At 63.6% G+C, this 2,227-nt stretch carries 3 protein-coding genes; all 3 read right to left on the reverse strand.

Going from position 1 to position 2,227, the window contains the following annotated elements:
- The coding region (locus tag NDI86_RS22065; protein ID WP_310902439.1) for a hypothetical protein at positions 1-264 on the reverse strand (264 nt) is incomplete at its 3' end.
- Positions 265-395: 131 nt separating this feature from the next.
- A complete protein-coding gene (locus tag NDI86_RS22070; protein WP_310902440.1) occupies positions 396-1,406 on the reverse strand; it encodes a rolling circle replication-associated protein in 1,011 nt (336 codons plus the stop codon).
- 595 nt (positions 1,407-2,001) lie between these two features.
- On the reverse strand, positions 2,002-2,227 hold a 226-nt coding region (locus NDI86_RS22075), incomplete at its 5' end, for a hypothetical protein (RefSeq protein WP_310902441.1).

Below are 2,227 nucleotides of genomic sequence, written 5' to 3' on the forward strand. Positions count from 1 at the left end.
GTCCGGACACGTCATCTTGTACGGCATCATCTCCGGGTACTTCACACGCCGCTCACACTGCTTACACGCCACTTTCGGCACGTCTAGGGCCGTCCCTTGCGTCTCCGCACCGGGGCGGCTATCCGGTTGCCCGGACCCCGGACTGTTCAGCACCTCCGACCCAGTGAGGCCCTTGTGGACCTCATCGGTCATCCGCGAGATGTGTGCCTGAACGCTCTTTGCCTCACCTTCAAACTCCCCGCACAGCGGACATTTGACTTCCATGTCTCCGCTGTAGTGGTCCCTCTACAAAAACCGTCTAACTGTATGGGGTCTATAGACCTTCTACCCGTCTAAATCGCCATAATCGGGATTTCAGAGTCTCTCGTTAAACGATTCTAGACGCCGGGGTCTGGCTACTCGAAGCTCGGCGGTGGGTCCACTCCAGAACGCCCCTCTATCGCCGTCGTCTCCACACCGCCCGTAGTCGGGTCGGCATACTCCGGAGAACCGTACGATACCGTACAGATGGACTCTACGGTCCACTCTGATACCGCCCCGTCGTCTTCCTCCTGCTCCTCCTGCCACTCCTCGAACCCCTCAGGGCAGTCCTCAGGCTCTAAGCCGTCCGTCTCTCGCCGGAACTGCCTCCGGGTCTGCTCCCGGTTCATCATCTCCTGTGCCCCGTTCGAGAAATCGACTCGCCGCGTGTTCGTCGCCCACGTCACCGCATAGAACATCTGTTCCTTCATCGGTCGGTTCAGCGTCTCATCCCCGAAGATTCCGATATACTCACTCACGTAGGAACCAAGGTTCTCCACGTCGTCGTTCACCGATACCGCCGCGTCGTCGCCCTCGACCTGGTGCGCCTCTCGCCCAGCTGGGCCACAGTTCCGAACGTGGCTCTCCATCACCGACCGGAACTGTTCCGCTCGGAGATCGCCGCCGCCGTCCTCGACGAAGACCGCCATGTGCAGGTGGCCGTATCCGTCGGCGTGTGGTTCCCACACCCTCGCATACTCCCATTTCTGCCCGCTCAGGACTTGATGTAGCTGTTTCCGGGCAGCGTCGTACCCATCCATGATGTCCCTCATGTGGTCCGCCGGGCACCGCCAGCCGCCGTCGGCGTTCCGGTGGCTCGCCGTGAACGTCAGCATCACCGTCGTCATCCCGTCGAACTCCCGTTGAACACCCCGCTCGAAGTCCTTCAGCTTCGCGTAGTACCGCTTTCCGTAGTCCGGCATATAGCTGTTCTCAAGGGCTGTACGGCCTATCTCGCCCTCACTGTTCTCAAACTCGATGTGGCTCCCGAGGTAGCCGCTGTACCAGTCTCTCCACGCATCGACCACCGAGTACCACGGTCGGGCCTGCGGTCCGTCGCTCACTTCCAGCACCGCCTCGTCCCTCAGTCGTCGCCCCGGCTCCACGCTCAGGGGCCTCAGTCCCGTCCCGCCGGGAAGGTCTCCCGGTTCGACCGGCTCAGGGGGCTTAGAACGGTCTTGACGGTTGTTCTTGGAAGGCCGAGAAGACGAACCGTCGGCGGGCCTATCGCCGCCTGCGGCGGCTGGGGCACTCACCCGGACCACCTCCGGGCGTGGTCCGGGCACAGAACACGCCTCTCGCCGCCCTGCTCGACCACCAGCAGGCCGGTCGTCTCATGGCATCCCAACGCCCCGCACACGTCCGCACCGACCGCCGCCCGCCCCGCACCGCCGAGGAGGTCGGTCGTCCCGGTCGGTCCTCCCTCATCACGGTCGCTCGGCGCTCGGTCCGGTCCCACGGACCTCGCGCACCGCAAGGTCTCGCTCCCTCCCGGCGGCTGTTGAGACGGGCACAGACGCCGCTCACGGACCGCTGAGCGCCCTCTGAACACCCGGCTCGCCCCGGTCGTTAGACCTAAGCGTCCGGCGGGGGTAGAACCTGATGTTCTAGGTCGGGTTCTCCCCCGATTTTCGCGAATCGCTAGTTACACCTCCACCTGTCCTGCCCGGCACTTAATTCTGTAGGTAGACCCCATCCGCCTCACACCACCTGCGTGTCCACGGTCTCGTCCTTCCCCTTCTCGTCGGCCTTCTGTTCGAGCTTCTCCGCCGCCTCCCGCTTCTTCATCGTCCGGCCACAGTCCGGACACGTCATCTTGTACGGCATCATCTCCGGGTACTTCACACGCCGCTCACACTGCTTACACGCCACTTTCGGCACGTCTAGGGCCGTCCCTTGCGTCTCCGCACCGGGGCGGCTATCCGGT

Origin of the sequence: Haloarcula onubensis, assembly GCF_031624605.1 — an archaeon.
In the GTDB taxonomy this organism is placed as follows: domain Archaea; phylum Halobacteriota; class Halobacteria; order Halobacteriales; family Haloarculaceae; genus Haloarcula; species Haloarcula onubensis.